We start from the raw sequence: 19,398 nt of genomic DNA, 5'->3' as shown, positions 1-19,398 counted from the left end.
CCGACTTGCTGCACCCCAGGCGCACTTGGTCGTCGCCTTCTGACCGCCGGAAGTTCCTCGCTTCCGGCGGTTTGCGTATGGGCCGGTTGTTGATTATAGTCGATCTACAAAATCAACGAGGCCGACGCCGTGGCGAATCCCGACAAACCCGTCATCGACTACAGCTACACCGGCTTTCAGCAGGAACAGCAGGATTTCCCGTTCCCGGGCACCCAGCTTGACAACGATCTCCAGAATCTCGTCACCAGCATCGACGAAACGATCGACGCGCTGGCCGACGTGCGGCGGTCTGACGGCGCGCTGCCGAATGCGAAGGTCACGGTCGATAGCCTGTCGCCCGACGTGCTGGCGCTGCTGCGCGGCGACGGCCCAACTGGCCCCACGGGGCCGACCGGGCCTACAGGCGTCGGTGCGACCGGCCCGACGGGCCTGACCGGCGCCACGGGGCCGTCTGGCGTCGCGGGCGCGGCCGGAGCGACGGGCGCAACTGGTCCGGCGGGAACGAACGGCAGCAACGGTGCGGTCGGCGCCACGGGGCCGACCGGTGTCACGGGTCCAACAGGCCCGACGGGCGTCGGCGCGACGGGCGTCACGGGACCGACCGGCATCACCGGGGCCACAGGGCCGACTGGCATCACGGGACCGACCGGCGCGACCGGACCCGACACCGTCAACACCGTGCTCACGACGCGCGGCGACGTTCTGTTCCGCAACGCCACCACGGCCGCAAGGCTGGCCGCGTCAACGGCCGGCTATCTGCTCCAGACCAACGGCGCGGGCGCCGACCCGGCATGGGCCGGTTTTCTGCAAGCCGGCACCAGTGCGGTAACGCGGACCTGGCAGACCAAGGCGCGGGAGATCATCAGCGTCAAGGACTTTGGCGCAACCGGCGACGGCACAACCGACGATAGCGCGGCTATAGCTTTGGCCGAGACGTATCGAGCGTCGGTCGGCGGCGAATTGATATTCCCTCCAGGCACATACCTTTACGGCGGTCAGGCGATCAACCGCGCCAACGGCGGCGGTTGGCGCGGTGTCGGGGAGTGCAAGTTCATCCCGACAGCCAACAGCCTCGTCATGATCGACATCACCGGGGCGGTGATCTCTGCCGCATCGCCGATCCCGTTCTCGGTCAAGGGCATTCACTTCGCAGCCAACAGCAAGACAGGCATCACCTGTATTCGTGAGACTGCGCCCTACTTCACGTCATTGAGCGGCCTAATCTTTACGGGCGACCTGTCCTACGCGGTCATCTTCACTGGCGGCTCGGGCAGTCAGACAGGCTGGATCAATATCGACGACATTCACCAGCGCGGCGCGGCGACATGGTTGTTCCGGGGCGTTGACGACAGTCACTACATCTTCAATGTGAACGTCAGCAACTTCAACCAGCAAGGTACGGGCGCGGCGACATGGGCGGTCAGCCAGTTGTTCTCGCTGACCCGTGCGGTCAGCGTCCTGCTCAACAACATCAACGCCGCGTCGCTTGACGGGCAGGCTATCGGCGTCTCCATGGCTGGCGATTGTCAGGGCGTTTTCATCGACAACGTGATCATCGGTTTCCCAACGACTGGGGTACTTGCTCAGGTCGGAACGGACACGCTTATCCCGGCCTACGTCTACATCACTAACTGTGGCATGGATCAGCCGACCGGCGCCGGCTATGATATCAACGGCCGAACATGGCTGATGTCCAACATCAACGCCACGAACGGCCGGGACCGCAGCAGCACCGGGGCTGGTATGCGCTTGCGGGCCACGGCAACCGACATCAGCGTGAATGGCGCTCTCATCGCCTATATGAACAACGATGGCCTGCTGGTCGACACCGGTGCGAAGAAGGTGCGCATCTCCGGGCTTTGTTCAGAAAACAACAACCAGATCGCCGGCAGCAACAAGGAAGTCCAGCTTAACGCTTGCTCGTTTACGGACGTCAAACTGTTCGGGAAGAACGTCATTGGTTCGGCCGGCGTTGCCGCGACAGGCCAGCGGCTGATCAATGGCGTCACGTCGCCCGCAGTGTCGCTCAACAACACGCCCGCATCAACGACTGCGGTGACGACGGCTGAAGACCTGATGACCTACAGCATTCCCGCTGCGGCGCTTCAGGTCGGCCAGCGCGTTCGTGTGCGGGCGTGGGGCACGACCGCCGCCAACGCCAATACCAAGACCGGGCGGCTGTTCTTCGGCTCGACCAATATGGGAGGCTGGACTGGGACGTTGAACGCGACCGGGTGGGAGGTAAGCGCCGAAATAGACATAACCGGAGCTTCGGCCGAGTCTTACATTCGCCGATCACTCACAACCAGTATTCAGGTAGCTAGCGGCACCGCAACTGAGGCGACCAGCGGCGCGATCGTCGCGAAGTTCCAGGGGCAGAACGGCACGGCGAGCGCCGGCGACATCACCTGTAACGGACTTGAAATTGAGATACTGGACTGAAATCGCGCCGCAGTCTTCGGACCGTTTCCATGTTGGCCGTTGGATCGAAAGCCGTCTCGCAAAAGCGCGCCAGTCCGGCCAAGAGTAAATCCCGTTGAGACGCAGTCTCGATCCTCGCCATGACTTTTGATAAATTGCGAGCGCCGCCAATTTTCAACACTCCGTCGGTTTCGCCAAGCCCGGCATAAGCCGCCTCGTCTGGAAGGACCGGAACCGCGCCAAGGTAGTGCGAAACTAAAACCGCGTTGGCGGTCTTGTATTTTACGTTTTGGCTGTTTCCCTTCGGATGCACGGCGGCATGAAGTTCAAGCGCTTGCCATTCGGCGATGAATTCCCGAAAATCGTGGTGGAAAGGAACGGTGACAAGTCGGAGCCCGTCACAATCGATCTGCTCACGGATCTTTTCGACATGCGGCGCGGCGAATAGTGTGACAGGCCATCTCTCGGCAATGCTCTTGAGCGCCGGCAGTACATCGTCCTTGAATGCTTCGGCACGGAACGCACCGCCAAAGAAACCGACGCGAAGATCATCAGTAGGAGCAGAACGGATCGGGGTGATCGTCCGGTCGGATACCGCGCTAAAGGGCAGGATTGTAGGGTGATAGGGCCGAAAGAACTCCGTCAACGCCCGTGAGGCGGATAAGATGCCATCAATCTTTGCCAGCGTTTCCTTGAATATTGGCTGGGCGTAGGGCCTGAATATTTCGTTGTCGACGGGATTGGCCTGCTTCTCTCCGGCGAGAGTAACGAAGTTGTCGTCAATCAGAAGATAGACCGGCTTGCCTCTGATTTGGGCCTGTTCGAACGCCTCCTTGTACGCGGGCATGAACAGATGCCTCACGAAAATAAGAACGTCGCAGTCGTCCATCGCGGATGCGTCGCGCTTATACGGGTCGATGAACCGGAAGGTGATTTTCGGATCAAGCCCAGACAAACCGTCAAAGCAAAGGGCCGTGGTTGCGCTCGTGTTGGAAATCACCCCGACTAGCATCGGCGGTTCGATGCCCTCCCAATACCCATTGTTCATTGGTCGCCCCTTTGATCCTGTCGGCTTTAGCACAGCAGCGCGGAGCGCTTCAACTTCAGCGTGACGGCTTCGTGCCGATCCTGTAGATTACGTCGATCAACAAGGACGACCAAAATGCGCTTTCACGTAATCGGCTTGCCGCACACGCACGTCACCGACGCCTTCAGTTCTTGTGCTTTTACAAATAAGGTCGCTAATTTCTGCCGGATGATGAAAGGCCGCGGGCACACGGTTTTTCTCTACGCCGGCGAGCAGAACACCGCGCCGTGCGACGAACACATCGTCTGCATCGACGAGGCCACGCGCGCCGCCCATGTCGGGGTAGGGCACTACACTGCGCCGGCATGGGACATCGCGTCTCCGGCTTGGCGGATGTTCAACGGCAACGCCGCCGCCGCCATCCGGCAACGGGCCGAAAAGACGGATTTCGTCTGCGTCATCGGCGGGCTGGCGCACAAGCCGATCGCCGACGCGCTGCCCGACATGCTGACGGTCGAGTTCGGCGTCGGCTACGGCGGCACGTTCGCGCAGTTCCGCGTCTTCGAAAGCCACGCCTGGCGGCACATGCACTACGGCGCGGCGAGCGGCGGCGACCCCTGCGCGGCGGATGGCCGCTGGTTCGACACGGTCATTCCGGGCTACCTCGAGCCGGAAAAGTTCCCGTTCAGCGACGACAAGGACGATTACTGCCTCTATGTCGGCCGGCTGATCGACCGCAAAGGCTACAAGATCGCCCAGGACGTTTGCGAAGACATGGGCGTGCGGCTGATTCTGGCCGGGCCGGGCGCGCACACCGGCTATGGCGAATATGCCGGCGTCGTCGGCCCGGAGGAACGCGGCAGGCTGATGGCCGGAGCTCGGGCGGTCTTCGTGCCGACGATCTACGTCGAACCGTTCGGAAACGTCGCTGTCGAAGCCATGGCGTGCGGAACGCCCGTGTTGTCGACCGATTGGGGCGCCATGACGGAAACCGTGATTGACGGCGTCACCGGGTTCCGCTGCTGCACGTTCGGCGAGTTCCGGCGGGGCGTCGAGAACGCCCCCACGCTGGATCCGCAGACCATCCGCGATCACGCCGTCAGCAACTATTCGCTCGACGTCGTCGGTGCCAAATACGAGCGCTATTTCGAGCGGCTGACGCATCTTTTCAGCGGCGGTTGGTATGAGGGCTGCCTTACTAGACGCTGAACTGTTGATTGTGTAGATTACGTCGATCAACAAATCGGGCGTAATCCGCATGAGCGATCCGAATCCATTCGTGCCCGGTTTCAGTTACTCGGGTTTCCAGGCCACCGATCCGGCCTCGCCGCTACCGGCCGCACAGGTCGACAACGACTTCGCCAACGTGGCCGAATCCACGACTGAACTCGCCAACGCCATCAAGGACGTTCGCCGCGCCGATGGCGCGCTGCCGAACGGCAAGGTCACGCTGCTCAGTCTCGCACCGGAAGTCACGGCCAAGCTTGGCGCCACGGGGCCAACCGGCGCCACGGGTCCAACCGGCCCGACAGGCGCCGCATCGTTTGTCGCCGGCCCCACGGGTCCGACCGGCCCGACGGGACCGACAGGTGCGGGCGTCACGGGGCCGACAGGACCCACGGGACCGACGGGCGTCACCGGCGCCACAGGCCCATCAGGGGCGAGCATCAACATCAAGGGCACGGTTGCCACCGTCGGCGCGCTGCCGGGCGGTGCGACGGCCGGCGACGCCTACAAGGTCATTGCCGACAACCATCTCTACGTCTGGAGCGGATCCGCGTGGATCGATCTCGGCGTCTTCACCGGCCCGACGGGCGCGACCGGCGCTACGGGTCCAACCGGCGCTGGCGTAGCCGGCGCCACGGGCGTAACGGGGCCGACCGGCGTCACCGGCGGTGCCGGCGCGACCGGCCCAACCGGTCTGACAGGCGCAACGGGACCGACCGGCGTTACCGGCGCAACCGGCCCGACGGGCGTAACCGGCGGTGTCGGCGCAACCGGTGCTACCGGCGTCACCGGCGCAACGGGACCGACCGGCGTCACCGGCGCAACGGGTCCGACAGGTCCGACGACAATCCCTCAGAATTCCAAAAGTGCCGACTACACGCTGGTTATCGGCGACGCCGGCCAGCACATCTTCCACCCATCGGCCGATACGACGGCGCGCACATGGACGATCCCGGCGAACGCCAGCGTGGCGTATCCGGTCGGCACGGCCATTACCTTCGTCAACCAGAATGGCGCGGGCGTCATCACGATCGCCATCACGAGCGACACGATGCGTCTGGCCGGCGCGGGCACGACCGGCAGCCGCACGCTTGCGGCCAACGGCATCGCGACGGCGCTGAAGCTTACAAGCACGGAATGGATCATCTCCGGCACGGGGCTGACCTGACGTGGCTAACGTTGCGCAACAGGCGTTGCTCGCCACCACCATTAATCCGGCGACCGTGAGCTACATCGGCTTCACATCAATTTCGTTCAATTCCGGCGGAAATTGTTCCGTCTCGGGTGTGTCGATCGGAGCAGCGGCAGCAAACCGCCGCGTCTACATGATCGTCCACTGGCTCAAATCGAGTTCGCCAGCGGCGACGCTCAATTCAGCGACGATAGGCGGCGTCGCGGCGGACATCCACGCGCAGAATAAGGGCGCCGTCGGCTCGCTTGGCGTCGGGGTTGCCATCATCTCGGCATTGGTCCCGACCGGGACGACAGCGAATGTGACGCTCACGTTCTCGTCGGGAACAACTCCGTGGATAGCGACATATCGCGCCATTGGCGTTGTTTCCAGCACACCCGGCGGCGCGATTTCAACATACGCAAGTGCGGTCAACCCCTACAGCGGCACGATAAACGTATCGGGGCAGGGGATACTTCTGCTTGCCGGCACGCTGTATTCGGACGCCTCCAGCTACTCCGTGGGCGGTGCGACCGAAGACTACGCCAGCACCATCAGCGGCAACATTCAGTCAGTGGGCGCGTCGCTCAATGTGGCGACGAGCGAGCTAAATCACGCCGTCAGCATCACTAGGGTCGGCGGGGCAGGATCTGTCTTCACCGGGCCGATCGTCGCCGCGGCATTCAGGTAGGAAAATCATGGCAATCTCTCGCGAAAAAGCCTCTCTCGCCAAAGTGCTCGTGCATGAAGGCGGATATAGTAACCACCCGGCAGACCCCGGCGGGGCCACGATGAAGGGCGTGACGCAGCGCGTCTACGACGCCTATCGGAAGGGCAAGGGCCTCGCAACGCGGTCGGTCAAGAGTATCACGCCCGACGAAGTGGCCGACATCTACGATCGTCAGTATTGGGACGCCGTGAAGGGCGATCTGTTGCCCGACGGCGTCGATTATGTGGTCTTCGACGGCGCTGTCAATTCCGGTCCCGGACGCTCCATCATGTGGCTGCAACAGGCCCTGCGCCCGGCCTACACCGGTCGCATCGACGGCGTGCTTGGCGTCGGCACCCTGGCCGCTCTCAAGGCCGACAACAACAATGACGCGCTGATCGATCGCATCTGCAACGCGCGCATGGCCTTCCTCAAGCGTCTCAGCACTTTCGCCACTTTTGGCCGTGGCTGGACCGCTCGTGTCGCCGAAGTCCGCTCGATCGGTCAGGCATGGGCAACCGGTCAGGTGCCGCAAACCGCCAGCTTCTATGACGGCGGCCAGGCGAAGGCCTTTGTCGAAGATGCCGAGGCGCCGCCCTCGACCGCGCCGGCCGACGCGGCGATCGGCGCCGGCATTGGCAGCGGCGGCATCGCCGGCACGCTGCAGGATCTCCAGAACCAGCTTTCCCCGATGTCCTACGGCAGCGAATTCATCATGCGGGTGGTTCTCGTGCTTGCCGTCATCAGCGCCGTGCTGTTACTCGGCGGCGCTGGCTACCGCTGGTACGCCAACCGGAAGGCCAAGCACCTCGCTGCAGCGCTCGGCACGGTGCCGGCATGAGCGAGGTCAAGACAGAGCCGGTTGCGGCGCAATTGGTAGACAGCATCCTCGACGGTCCTGCCGGCAGCATCAAATTCTACGATGCCGAGGGGAATTCGCCGTCTGGCTTTCATTTCCAGTGCCCTTGCGGGTGCGGAGACATCGGCGCTGTCAAAGTGGCCGGTCCCGGGGCATGGACGTTCTGGAACGGCTCGCGTGACAAACCGACAGTCAGGGAATCGGTGGCGCTCGCGACAAATGGAAAGCCGCACTGGCACGGCTACCTTACCGTCGGCATCTGGAGGTCATGCTGATGCTCGAGCTCCTAGCCATCGCCCTGAAGAACTGGAAGGTGGTCGCGCTCGCCGCGCTCATCGCAGCCGTGCCGGCCGGCTATCTGCTCGGGCATTGGAACGGTGATTCCCAAGGTTACAGCCGCCGCGTCGCTGAAGTAGCGGCGGCCGATGTCAAAGCCGAACTGGAAAGGAAAGGCGACAATGCGAAACTTCAGGGCATGTCCGATTTTGATCTGTGCGTTGCTGGCCTTCGCGGCAACGGGATGCCAGTCGACGCCTGCGACCAGCTGCGCGGGCTTCCTGCAAAGCAGCCTTAGCCCGGCCGGCACCGTCGCGCTGATCGGCGTCGACCGGCCCGGCTACGAGCGCGTTATCGGCAATGACCGTAACGGTCAGCGCCGCAATTGCTGGAAATAGCAGGGCGCAGGGCGGCAGACGATGGTGGATGAAAACATGGATAGCGGCGATCTTCGCGCGCGTGTGGTGGCTCTCGAAAATTGGCGCGTACAACGCGACATCGAGAGCGCTCGCCACGATGAGAAGTGGAAGCACATGGAAGACAAGATCAGCGGCGTAAGCGTAAAGGTCGACAAGATTTCGAGCGATCTGTCGCGAATCATGTGGCTGATCCTCTCCGGCATAATTCTGGCCATCGTAGCCTTTCTGGTGAAGGGCGGGTTCGCGACCTGATGCCTCACGCCGGCAGCATCAATCCAAAAACAGGCAAGCGGTATAACTTCGTCGACCCGCGCCAGGAAGAACGCGATCTGCACGCAATCGAGAAGGACATCGCCCTTCTGGAGCGGCAGAAGATGGCGCTGGAGGCCCGCGACAACCTCTTGACGTACACGCACTTCACGATGCCGGACCCCGAAGCTCCGAATGACGTGCATCGGTCCAGATATCAAGCTGCACGGTTTCACGAACTTATCGCTGAAGTTTTCGACGAGTTCTACGGCGGCACGCTGCGGTTGGACAGCGGAGCACCTTGCACGCAGTTGATTTTTGTGATGCCGCCCCGCCACGGCAAGACCGAGATGGCAACGAAACGCGCCGCAGCAAAATACAGCGGCAACAATCCGAGCCACAATGTGGCGGTCGCGTCCTATTCCGACACCATGGCTGAAGACATGGGCGCGGATACACGGGCGATTCTAACCACGGCGCAGCATAAACAGGTCTTCCCAACATACCGCCTCCGGCGAGGCGGGTCTGCGAAATCCAATATTCAGACGGAACAGGGTGGGCGACTTGTCTTCGTTGGCCGCGGCGGGGCTCTGACCGGCCGTGGCGCCCATCTGCTCTTAATAGACGACATCTTCAAGGATCATGAAGAAGCACGTTCGTCGACAATCCGAGATCAGGCGTGGAATTGGTTCACCAAAGTCGCGATGACCCGAAGGATGGGCCGCAAATTGGTTGTCGTGACGATGACCCGCTGGCATTCCGACGACGTGATCGGGCGCCTGACGGACCCGGAAAACCCGCATTACAACGCAATCGAATCTTCAAAATGGAAGATCATACGCCTGCCGGCGATTGCGGAGGAAGATGATCCGCTCGGCCGCGAGCCCGGCGAACCGTTGTGGCCGAACGGCCCCGACAAATTCGATCTCGATTTCCTGCAAAGCCAGCAGCGGCTCGATCCGCTCGGCTTCTCGGCGCTCTACCAGCAGAGCCCTACCGTGGCCGACGGCGTTCTGTTCCAGCGCGAAACCATCCAGTATTACTCGCCTGACCAATTGCCGGACCAATTGCGGTTCTATTGCGCCAGCGATCACGCGGTCAAAGAGAAGCAACGCAATGACCCCTCGTGTTTCCTGAAGGTCGGCGTCGACAGGCAGGATAACATCTACATTATCGACTGCATCTGGCGCCGCATGGCCACCGACAAGGCGGTTGAAGCGATGCTGGCGATGGGCGGCGGGAATATGCGTCCCCTGCTGTGGTGGGCGGAAAACGGCCACATCTCAGGGTCGATAGGACCATTTCTGCGCAAGCGAATGCAGGAGACGCGCACGTACATCAACATCGTTGAAGTGACGCCTAAGGAAGATAAGGCGCAACGCGCGCAGTCGATCGCCGCCCGTGTCGCCATGGGCAAGGTCTACTGGCCGAAAGTGTCCTGGTGGACGGAAAAGTCCATCAACGAACTGATGGCGTTTCCGAATGGCACGCGAGATGACTTTGTCGATGCGCTCGCGTATATTGGCCTTGGTTTGCAGAGCCAGTTCGGCCCGTCGGCAGCGCCGGCCAAGCCAAAACCCGCCGAAGGCACCTTCGGTTGGCTAAAGCGAAATGATGAATGGGCCGAAGCGCGGAAACGCGCCGCTTCGGCAGGAGGCTTTGGTTGATTATGGCGGATTACGGCAGTCAACAAATCGACAATCCCGACCCGAACGGCACCGATCCCGCGGCGGCGAACGCCGATGCACAGGTGCCGATGACCGACGCCGACAAGGCGCTGGTGAAGAAAATCCAGTCCAAGGTCAAAGCCGATCGGAAGTATCACGAGAAGGCTTTCGAGAAGATGCGCGAAGACATGTACATGGCGCGTCATGGCCGCACGAAAGAGTACACCGACGCCAACTACACGGCCAATCTCTGCGGGCGGCACGTCAAGCAGAAAACGGCCTCACTCTACGCCAAGAACCCGAAGGCCGTCGCGCGCCGCCGTGAGACGATCGATTTCACCGTGTGGGACGAAAACCCGAAGTCGCTGCAACTGGCGATGCAGACGATCCAGACCGCGACGACGATGCTGGCGCCGCCGACCGATCCGGCGACCGGCCAGCCCGCGATCGATCCGACGACGGGCGGCCCGGTGCAGCCGCAGATGCCGCCCGAATACCAGCAGGCGTTCGCCACGGCGCAGGCGACGCTCGCCGATTTTCAGCAGGGAATGCAGAAGCGCACGCAGATCCAGAAGCTGGGCAAGACGCTCGAAATCCTGTTCGCCCAGGCGCTGCGCGAGCAGAAGCCGGTAGATTTCAAGACCGGAGCCAAGCAGCTTGTGCGTCGCACGACCGTTACCGGCGTCGGCTACGTCGAACTCGGCTTTCAGCGCGAGTACGGGCCGCGCCCGGCTATGATGGAGAAGCTGGCCGACTTCCGCGCCCGGCTCGATCATCTGCGGCGCTTGGCGGAAGAAACGACAGACCCTGAAGACCAGATTTTCCCCGACGATCCCGAAATCGCCGAACTGGCGGCCTCGATCGCGGCGCTCCAGAGCGAGCCGGAAGTGGTGATTCGCGAGGGCCTGATCGTCGATTTCCCGCAGTCCACGAAGGTCATCCCCGACAAGCTGTGCCAGAACCTCGTCGGCTTCGTCGGCGCTCGCCACGTCACCATTCAGTACATGTACACCTGTGACGAGGTCGAGGAAGTGTTCGGCGTCGATCTGGAAAAGGGTTACACCGGCTATCAGCAGGACGGCAAGTCGAGCGAGCAGGAAGACCGCCCGGCGACCCGCGTCGAGCCGGAAGAAGGGTCAAGCTACGCGCCGGCCGGTAAAGGCAACGGCCTCGTCTGCGTCTGGAAGCACTACGACAAGGCCGCTGGCCTCGTCTACTACATCGCCGACGGCTACCCGAACTGGCTGCGCCCGCCGGCCGCGCCCGACGTTTTCGTCGAGGATTTCTGGCCGCTCTACGCGCTGACCTTCAACGAAGTCGAGAGCGAGGAAGAACTGTTCCCGCCGTCCGACGTGCGGCTGATGCGCGACCAGCAGATGGATTACAACCGCTCCCGCCAGGGTATGCGCGAGCACCGCAAGGCGGCGCGGCCACGCTGGGGCTATGCGAACGGCGCGATCGAGGAAGAAGACGCCAAGAAACTGGCGACGATGGAACCCTTCGACGCCACCGGATTCAATCTCCAAGCCGGGCAAAAGCTGGCCGACGTGCTGGAGCCGATCCCGGTCCCCGGCGTCGACCCGAATCTCTACGAGACGAACCAGCTTTTCACCGACATTCAGATGGTTGTCGGGTCGTCCGAAGCGCAGTTCGGCGGCACGGCCAAGGCCACCGCGACGGAGAGCTCCATCGCCGCGAATGCGTCGGCATCATCCGACGGGTCCAGCATCGACGATCTCGACGCATTCCTGACGGTCGTTGCGCGGGCATCCGGCCAGATCCTGCTCAAAGAGATGTCACAGGAACAGGTCATGGCGATCTGCGGCCCCGGCGCCGTCTGGCCGCATATGACGCTCGCCGAGATCGCCGACGAAATCTACCTCGAGGTCGAAGCGGGTTCGACGGGCAAACCAAACCAGGCCGTCGAGATCAACAACTGGAAGGAAATGCTGCCCTTCCTGATCCAGATGCCCGGCATCTCGCCGAACTGGCTCGCCAGGGAGACGGTTCGCCGGCTCGACGACAACGCGGATCTCACGGAAGCGCTGTCGGCCGACATGCCGTCGATCATGGCGCAGAACGGTCTTGCGCAGATTTCGACGGGCAATCCGGCCACCGACCCGAACGCGCAGGGCGGGCAGGGTGTGAACAATGCCCCGAAGCAAGGGAGCCAGACCGCAGGCAGCGGCCCGGCTTTTGGCAGCAACCAGACGTAGATTTTGTTGGCTCCTATTGTCAACAAAATCAACAACGTGTAATTTACGGTCGAACACAGGAGAAACTTCGTGCCCGATCTGGACACAAACGCCGCAGAGATCGACAAGGTCGAACCGGCACTGGACGCAGCGGATGCCTCGAAAGAGGTCGAACAATCCGCAGACGCGAGTTCGTCCACCGCGACCGACGCCAAAACAGCCGATAGCAAGGACACCCTGTCCGTCGTCCGCGATGTGGTCGACGCCAGGTCCGACGCCCCGGCGGCCTCGTCAGCCGACAGCGCAGAAGCCGATCCGAAGACCGGCGCTGCTTCCACGAAGGAACCGGACAACGAGAATTTCACCGATGTCCCGTTCCACAAGCACCCACGGTTTCAACACGTCGTCTCCGAACTGAAGACGGCGCAGATCGACCAGCAGCGGTATCGGAACGTCGAGAACTACCTCGCCGAGCAGGGATTGGATGGCGACGAAGCCGCCGGCCTCCTGCGCATTGGCGGGCTGATCAAGACGAACCCCGCCGAAGCCTGGAAGGCGATGAAGCCGGTGGTGGAAAAGGTTCTGATCGCGGCGGGCGAACTGCTGCCGGAGGATCTGAAAGCCATGGTGGCGGCGGGCGAGATGAAGCCCGAAGTCGCACTGGAAGTCAGCCGCTCCCGTGCAGCCGTTCAATCGACGCAGGCCCGAGTAGCCTTCGACCAGCAGCGCAGCGAAAGCAGCCGGCAGATCGAAGCCCGCAACTCGATCCTTGGAACCGTTTCGTCGTGGGAAGCAGAGCGGAAACTTCGCGACCCGAACTTCGACGCGAAACAGCCTGCCCTCCAGCGCGAGATCGCTTGGCTGCAGACGAAGGATGGCCGCCCCAACACGCCCGACGGCGTGAAGGCGCAGCTTCAGAAAGCCTACGACACCGTGTCGGCGGCCTATGTCGCACCGGCTCCCGTTCGTCAGCAGCGTCCGGCGATCCGCCCTGTCACGGGCGGGCAAGTCAACGGAAGTGTTCGCCCCGAGATCAAGAACACCTTGGACGCTGTCCAGGCGGTGATCGCTCGTAGGGCGGGCTGACAAGGAATATTGCCATGCCTTTCACGGCTGACGAACTCTCTGACATCAACAACATGGCTCTGGAAACCTACCTCGACAAAGGTATGGTCTTCAAGCAGGACGTAGCCAACAAGCCGATGCTGCAGGCGTTCCAGGACGCCGCCGGCAGCTTCACCACGGGCAAGGATAACGTCTCCTTCCTCGTCGGTTCCGGCTATGGCGGCGGCACGCTCGCCGGTTTCACCGGCGACGATCAGCTTTCCCACTACAACCCGACCGGGTCGGTGCGCTTCCGTATGCCGTGGAAGGAACACTATCTCGGCATGGTCGTGACGCAGACCGAGCTCAAATACGACGGTATCGACATCGTCGAAACCGGTTCGAAGCAGACCCCGAGCGACATGTCGGGCCGCGAAGCCCAGGCACTCGCCAACATCTTCGACGAGAAGAACGAAAAGCTCGGCGCCGACTACAACTTCTCGCTCGATCGCCTGATTCACGGCGACGGCACGACCGACGTGAAAGCGTTGGCCGGCATCCGCGCCTTCATCCTCGACAACCCGTTCATCGGCACGACCGGCGGCATCAACCGCGTCGCGAATACGTGGTGGCGCAATGACGCCATGACGGCGGCTGCGGCGGGCTCCGGCGGTCTGAACAAGATCACGTCGGCCTCGACTGGCGGCGGCGTGCTGATCACGGCGCTGGATACGGCGCTGCGCCGTCGGCAGAAGTACGCCAACGGCCAGACCAAGACCCGCTACTTCTGCGGCTCGGACTTCCAGGACGCCTACAAGGCCGAGATGCGCGCCAACGGCTACTACACGCAGACCGGCTGGAAGTCGGAACGCCCCGACGGCGCGATGCTGTCCCCGGCCCATGCCGGCGTCGATCTCGAATGGGATCCGACGATGGACGATCTCGGCCGGTCGAAGTTCTGCTACGCCCTCGACGTCGGCAAGCGCGGCCTGCGCCTGCTCTACGCCGACGGCAACAAGTACAAGAAGCACAACCCGGCACGGCCGTATGACCGCATGGTCATGTACAACGGCATCTCCATGACCGGAGTGATGGTCGCCCGCCAGCTTAACACTTCGGGCGTCTACGAAATCAACTGATCCGGCTGGACGGGGCGCTGAAACGCCCCGTCCTCGCCGCACTCTCATGGAGATACGGAAATGAGCTCTCTCGGAATTGTTACTGCGGTTCTCGCATCCGACGTGGCCGATGACGGCACCGTCGCAGTCGCTTATCCGACCGGCCAGACCAAGCTCACGCTCACTGGTAGCGTCGGGGGCGATCTGACCATCAACGACGGCGCCGGCGGCATCTTCGAACAGGCCGATCCCGGCTTCTCGGTCAGCTACGGCGCGTCGACGATCACCATCACCAACCTGTCCGGCCTGACATGGCCGTCGGGCGCGACCTTGCGGCTGTCGCTCGGCACCGTGCCGCGCAACGGCTCCTACAACCTGACGGTTGGCGGCGCCGACGGCCAGGCAAACGGGCCGTCGCTCCGCACGGTCGAACTGACCGCGACCGGTGCCATTCCCGCTGGCACCCAGGCGACTGAACTGAACCATGCGTCGGTGATCATCGCCGCGACCTACGCGGTCGAGCCGAACACCGTCCGCATCTTCAAGGACACGTCGGCCACCGGCACCGCGGCGCACACCGTCACGCTGACGGGCGGCACGTTCGATGGCACTCACACGATCGCCACGTTCAACCTCCGTGACGACTTCATCATGATCGCCTTCGACAGCGCGGGCCGCGGTTCGGTCATCGTCAACGTCGGCTCGGTCGCCCTTTCGTAATCGATTCCGGCGGGGTTTCGACCCCGCCGATCATCTTCAAACCAGGAGACGACCTGTGCAAACTGCAAACGTTATGGTTCACATTGGCGGCGACAGCGGGACCATCGTCCCGAAGTACGCCATTACCGCATCCGAAATCGCCGTTCTGCGCGCCATCCACGGCGCCGAATCGATCACGGAGATCGAGCCGACAGAAGACGTCAAACGGAGCGACCGCGACGAGATCGTCCGGCTCAACGAAATTTACGGCCGCGCCAAGACGCAAGGCCCGAACGGCGATGTCGGCATCGTCGCCTCGCTGTTCCCTGGCGCCGCAGCGCGCGCCTTCCAGACGCTCGACGAACTCTACATCGAAGAAGACTTCTACAAGGCAACCGGCCGCGTGAAGCCGGAGCCTGCGAAGGCCGCACCAAAGGCGGCCAAGGCGAAGAAATCCGACAAGGACGACGCTGATCCCGAGCCGAATCCCGCCGACGTCGAGGCCGCATTGGCCGCGGAAGACAAGCTGTTCGACTGAAGGTAACTCATGCGCGGAACCACGCTCGTAAAGCTGCTGGACGACTTGCGGGCGGAAGCCCGCTTGTCGCTCAATCCCGCGCACAACGCGCAGAACCGGCCACTTCAGGTCAAGGCGCTACAGCGCGAGCAAGAGCGGCTGTGGGAAGACTTCGATTGGCCGCATCTGCGCATCTATCCGCAGGCCCAGGTCCAGGCAGGCCAGCGCTATTATGAGACGCCGGAAAACATGAACATCGAGCGCATCGAGCGCATCGAAATCTTCCTGAACGGCGATTGGGTCAAGCTGTCACCCGGCATCGACGCACAACACTATTCCATCTGGAACAGCGATCTAGACGCCCGCAGTTGGCCGCCGCGCCGCTGGCAGTTCAACGAAGACGGCGATATCGAACTGTGGCCGATTCCCGACACGAACGCGGACGCGACATCGCGTGACGGTTATCTGCGCTTCACGGGCATCCGCGATCTGAACCCGCTCGTCGCCGACGATGACAGGGCCGATCTCGACGACATCATGCTCGTCGGCTACTGCGCCGCCAAGATCCTCGCCGCTTCCGGGGCCAAGGACGCCAAGCTGACGCTCGACGCGGCGAATGCCCGCTACGCGAAGCTGCGCGGTCGGCTAACACCGCGCCGCGAGTTCAAGATGTTCGGCATCGGTGCGCCCGCACGCACGCGCGAGATCGTCATCACGCGATACCGCCCGCCGAGATCCTGACATGAGTAAACCAATCCTTTGCCTCGATTTTGACGGCGTCATCCACAGCTACACGAGCGGGTGGAAAGGCGCGGCGGTTATCCCCGATGAGCCGGTACCGGGCGCGATGCGATTCATTTGGGACGCGAGTGAGCATTTCACGATCGCCATTTTTTCATCGCGATCAAATCAGCCAGGCGGGCTCAACGCCATGGTCCGTTGGCTGCGCCTCAATTTCCGAAGGCATTGGGCCGCAGATCGCACGCGGGCTGATGACATTTTCTACGAGATTCTGTGGCCGAAAGAGAAGCCGCCCGCGTTCATCACTATCGACGACCGCGCCATTACCTTCAACGGGACGTGGCCGGCGATCGAAACGATCACGGCATTTCGACCCTGGAACAAGCGGTGATCCATGGGCCAAATATGGATCAAGGAATTTACTGGCGGCCTTGACGCCCGACGCATGGTCGAAACCACGCCCGGCGGCGTCCTCATTCAGGGCAGCGACGGCCACATCACGCGCGGCGGTGAATTCGAGAAACGCGCCGCGTTCGTTTCGGCCTACTCCCTTCCAGCCAACACAAAGGGTCTGGCGTTCACGCGCACGGGCCTTGCCGTCTTCGGCAGCGGCGTCGATCCTGGCGTGCCCGCCGGCGTGACCTACCAGCGCCTGCAGCACCCCGACGGCGTATCGACCCTACTCAGCGTCCCGTCGTTCGATCTCTACGCCGGCAAGATTTACGCGGTCGGCGTCTTCTCCGACGGCAGCCGCCAGCATTTCTACGACGGCGTGCGTGTCGACGACTGGTTCGACGGCCGCGCGCGGGCGTCGTTCCGAGTGACCGCCGGCGACGGCACCGGGCCGTCGACCATCTCGGGCATCACCGTGGACGGCGTTGCGATCATTTCCGGCGCGGTCAATTGGACAACCAGCAACGCAGCCACGGCAACGACCGTCGCTGCGGCCATCAACAGCGCCACGACGACGCCGGAATACACGGCCATCGCCGTGGACGACCAGGTGACGATCCTGGCTGACGATCCGGGCACCGCGGCGAACGGCAAGGTCGTCGTTGTCGTCGTCACGTCCGGCTTCGGCGTCACGCCGAGCAGCGGCGTCACGATGGCCGGCGGCGCGGAGGAAACGGACACGTTCGAACCGGGCGAGTTCGTCAAGACGATCGGTTCGAAGGTCTATTCGACCAGCGGCCCGAACATGCATTTCTCGGGCATCAAGATCCCGACCGGCTGGACGACCGACAATGTCGGCGCCGGCTTCATCGACATGTCGAGCGAATCTTCGGGTTCGGAGCAACTGACGTCGCTGGCGAAATACCAGGATTCCGTCGCGGTGTTCGCCGAGACGGTCATTCAGATTTGGTATGTCGATCCCGACCCCTCGCTCAACCGGCAAAGTCAGGTGCTCAACAATACCGGCACGGGCAGCCCGAAGTCGGTCACGCAGTTCGGCGACAATGATCTGTTCTACCTCAATGAAAGCGGGCTGCGCTCGCTGCGTGCGCGCGATGCGTCGAACGCCGCGTCGACGACCGATATCGGCGTTCCCGTCGACACGCTGATCACGAGCGTCCTGTCGGGAATGAGCAGCGATCAGCGCCAGAACATCATCGGCCTGATCGAGCCGCGAGACGGCCGGTTCTGGCTGATCATGGGTGATCGGATTTTCGTCTTTTCCTTCTTCAGCGGATCGAAGGTCAGCGCATGGTCGGAATATTTTCCGGGCTTCACCGTGGACGAAGCGGTCGTCTTTGGGCGGCGCGTTTATCTGCGCTCCGGCAATACGATCTACGTTTATGGCGGGCTCGGAAACGACCTCACATACGACGCCACGGAAGCCGTCGCGCAAATTCCCTATCTGGATGCTGACGAGCCGTGGAAGGCGAAAGACCTGACCGGCATCGACGCGGCGGCGCAGGGCGAATGGAAAATCTTCGTCGCCATGAACCCGAACAACCTCGAGGCGCAGGACGCAGTCGGGACGATCGCAGATGTCATCGCCGACACCACGTTCAATGAGGGCCGCATTCCGGCCTCCGGCAAGTCGACGCATTTCAGCCTGATCTTCAAGTCGCAGAACGACGGCTACGCCAAGCTCGGTTCGTGCGTAATCCATTTCGAGGCCAATGGCGATGAAGATTGACGTGCCGACAGTGGCGCACGTCCGCTACGTCGCCGACAATATGCGCGAGAAAGACGTCGAGGAATTCCTGGCCGTGTCGTTCGCCCGCAACCGCGGCGAACTGGCCGACAGCCTGGTCGAGCGCTACGGCGCGCACCAGCACGCCTTCGGCTTCAGCGATGATGACGATACGCCGGTCGGCGTCGGCGCCATGGTCGAAGGCCGCCCGAACGTGATCACGCTGATGTTCTTCGCGACGCCACTGTTCAACAAGCTGGCGCTGCCGATCGCCCGGTTCACGAAGCGCCGGCTGTTCCCCGGCTACATCGAAACGGGCGTTCACCGGATCGAATGCATCTCGATCGCCGGATACGAGGAGGCGCACCGCTGGATCCGGCTTTGCGGCATGAGCGAGGAAGGGGTGTTTCGCGGCTTCGGCAAGCGCGGCGAGACGTTCCACCAGTTCGCGTGGGTGGCCGATGCACATTAGGCTCGCCATGGATTACGATGAAGCGGCCTTCCTGCAGATGGCCGTCGCCAACCTTGAAGAAACGATGCCCGGCGAGCCGTACAACGTCGGCAAGTTGAGCACGCTTTTCCACAACTCGATCACCAGGGCGCAGCCGACGATCTTCGTCGTCGAGCATCGTCGCAAGGTGATCGGCTTCGCCATGGCGTATATGTTCGCCTTCGACTACCGGGATGGACATTATACGACGCAGCGGGTAATTTATGTGTCGCCGGAACACCGCGGAACTCGGGCAGCCGTTCTTCTCGTCAAAGAGCTTGTTCGCTGGAGCCAGTCCATAGGCGCAGCCAAGATCGAAGGCGGTAACGACAACAGCTTCAAATCGGATCGGACAGCGGCATTTTTGGAGCACTTTGGCTTCAGGCGTGTTGGTCACTATCTCGAAAAGCTTTTGTAGGCGAGAGCGGC

20 protein-coding genes are annotated in these 19,398 nt (G+C 62.5%); 19 read left to right on the top strand and 1 reads right to left on the bottom strand.

Annotated elements, in window-relative coordinates:
- Positions 1–129 precede the first annotated feature (129 nt).
- Positions 130–2,442 carry a glycosyl hydrolase family 28-related protein gene (locus tag LB543_RS05025; RefSeq protein WP_318012950.1) on the top strand — a complete coding sequence of 771 codons (2,313 nt, stop codon included), beginning with the start codon at positions 130–132 and terminating at the stop codon, positions 2,440–2,442.
- Here the strand turns inward: LB543_RS05025 and LB543_RS05020 are convergent.
- Positions 2,405–3,469, bottom strand: coding sequence for a hypothetical protein (locus LB543_RS05020; RefSeq protein ID WP_224613261.1), 1,065 nt, complete (start codon positions 3,467–3,469; stop codon positions 2,405–2,407). The genes LB543_RS05025 and LB543_RS05020 overlap by 38 nt on opposite strands.
- Positions 3,470–3,583: 114 nt before the next feature.
- Here LB543_RS05020 and LB543_RS05015 point away from each other — a divergent pair, with 114 nt between their 5' ends.
- The 18 genes from LB543_RS05015 (at position 3,584) to LB543_RS04930 (ending at position 19,387) form a co-directional block, all read left to right on the top strand.
- Positions 3,584–4,657: a glycosyltransferase gene (locus tag LB543_RS05015; RefSeq protein WP_224613260.1), complete on the top strand. Its 1,074-nt coding sequence runs from the start codon at positions 3,584–3,586 to the stop codon at positions 4,655–4,657.
- Positions 4,658–4,706: 49 nt separating this feature from the next.
- A complete protein-coding gene (locus LB543_RS05010; protein ID WP_224613259.1) occupies positions 4,707–5,843 on the top strand; it encodes a hypothetical protein in 1,137 nt (378 codons plus the stop codon).
- A gap of 1 nt (position 5,844) precedes the next feature.
- A complete protein-coding gene (locus LB543_RS05005) occupies positions 5,845–6,537 on the top strand; it encodes a hypothetical protein (protein WP_224613258.1) in 693 nt (230 codons plus the stop codon).
- A gap of 7 nt (positions 6,538–6,544) precedes the next feature.
- Positions 6,545–7,396 (top strand): glycoside hydrolase family 108 protein, encoded by an 852-nt coding sequence (locus LB543_RS05000; RefSeq protein ID WP_224613257.1) that lies wholly within the window; start codon positions 6,545–6,547, stop codon positions 7,394–7,396.
- Entirely contained in the window at positions 7,393–7,689 is a 297-nt protein-coding gene (locus LB543_RS04995) for a DUF6527 family protein (protein WP_224613256.1), read from the top strand. The genes LB543_RS05000 and LB543_RS04995 overlap by 4 nt, the downstream gene beginning before the upstream one ends.
- The gene (locus LB543_RS04990) at positions 7,683–7,988 is read left to right on the top strand and encodes a hypothetical protein (protein ID WP_224613255.1); all 306 of its coding nucleotides are present in this window, start codon (positions 7,683–7,685) and stop codon (positions 7,986–7,988) included. Before LB543_RS04995 ends, LB543_RS04990 begins: the two co-directional genes overlap by 7 nt.
- Positions 7,989–8,109: 121 nt before the next feature.
- A complete protein-coding gene (locus tag LB543_RS04985) occupies positions 8,110–8,361 on the top strand; it encodes a hypothetical protein (protein WP_224613254.1) in 252 nt (83 codons plus the stop codon).
- Entirely contained in the window at positions 8,361–10,025 is a 1,665-nt protein-coding gene (gene terL / locus LB543_RS04980) for a phage terminase large subunit (protein WP_224613253.1), read from the top strand. The genes LB543_RS04985 and terL overlap by 1 nt, the downstream gene beginning before the upstream one ends.
- Complete coding sequence (locus LB543_RS04975) at positions 10,022–12,241, top strand: hypothetical protein (RefSeq protein WP_224613252.1); 2,220 nt, start codon at positions 10,022–10,024, stop codon at positions 12,239–12,241. Before terL ends, LB543_RS04975 begins: the two co-directional genes overlap by 4 nt.
- A 69-nt stretch (positions 12,242–12,310) precedes the next feature.
- A complete protein-coding gene (locus LB543_RS04970) occupies positions 12,311–13,306 on the top strand; it encodes a hypothetical protein (protein ID WP_224613251.1) in 996 nt (331 codons plus the stop codon).
- Positions 13,307–13,320: 14 nt separating this feature from the next.
- Complete coding sequence (locus LB543_RS04965; protein WP_224613250.1) at positions 13,321–14,403, top strand: phage major capsid protein; 1,083 nt, start codon at positions 13,321–13,323, stop codon at positions 14,401–14,403.
- A 60-nt stretch (positions 14,404–14,463) separates the two neighbouring features.
- Positions 14,464–15,102: a hypothetical protein gene (locus LB543_RS04960; RefSeq protein ID WP_224613249.1), complete on the top strand. Its 639-nt coding sequence runs from the start codon at positions 14,464–14,466 to the stop codon at positions 15,100–15,102.
- 55 nt (positions 15,103–15,157) lie between these two features.
- Entirely contained in the window at positions 15,158–15,619 is a 462-nt protein-coding gene (locus LB543_RS04955; RefSeq protein WP_224613248.1) for a hypothetical protein, read from the top strand.
- Positions 15,620–15,628: 9 nt separating this feature from the next.
- Positions 15,629–16,339 carry a hypothetical protein gene (locus LB543_RS04950; protein ID WP_224613247.1) on the top strand — a complete coding sequence of 237 codons (711 nt, stop codon included), beginning with the start codon at positions 15,629–15,631 and terminating at the stop codon, positions 16,337–16,339.
- A gap of 1 nt (position 16,340) precedes the next feature.
- On the top strand, positions 16,341–16,730 hold the full coding sequence (locus LB543_RS04945; RefSeq protein WP_224613246.1) for a hypothetical protein: 390 nt from the start codon (positions 16,341–16,343) through the stop codon (positions 16,728–16,730).
- 54 nt (positions 16,731–16,784) lie between these two features.
- Positions 16,785–18,482, top strand: a complete 1,698-nt coding sequence (locus LB543_RS04940) for a hypothetical protein (RefSeq protein ID WP_224613245.1) — start codon at positions 16,785–16,787, stop codon at positions 18,480–18,482.
- 10 nt (positions 18,483–18,492) lie between these two features.
- On the top strand, positions 18,493–18,951 hold the full coding sequence (locus LB543_RS04935) for a hypothetical protein (RefSeq protein WP_224613244.1): 459 nt from the start codon (positions 18,493–18,495) through the stop codon (positions 18,949–18,951).
- A gap of 7 nt (positions 18,952–18,958) precedes the next feature.
- Complete coding sequence (locus LB543_RS04930) at positions 18,959–19,387, top strand: GNAT family N-acetyltransferase (RefSeq protein WP_224613243.1); 429 nt, start codon at positions 18,959–18,961, stop codon at positions 19,385–19,387.
- Positions 19,388–19,398 lie beyond the last annotated feature (11 nt).

The organism is Mesorhizobium sp. ESP7-2 (genome assembly GCF_020164715.1).
Taxonomy (GTDB): domain Bacteria; phylum Pseudomonadota; class Alphaproteobacteria; order Rhizobiales; family Rhizobiaceae; genus Mesorhizobium.
This window is presented reverse-complemented; position numbering and strand designations above follow the sequence as displayed.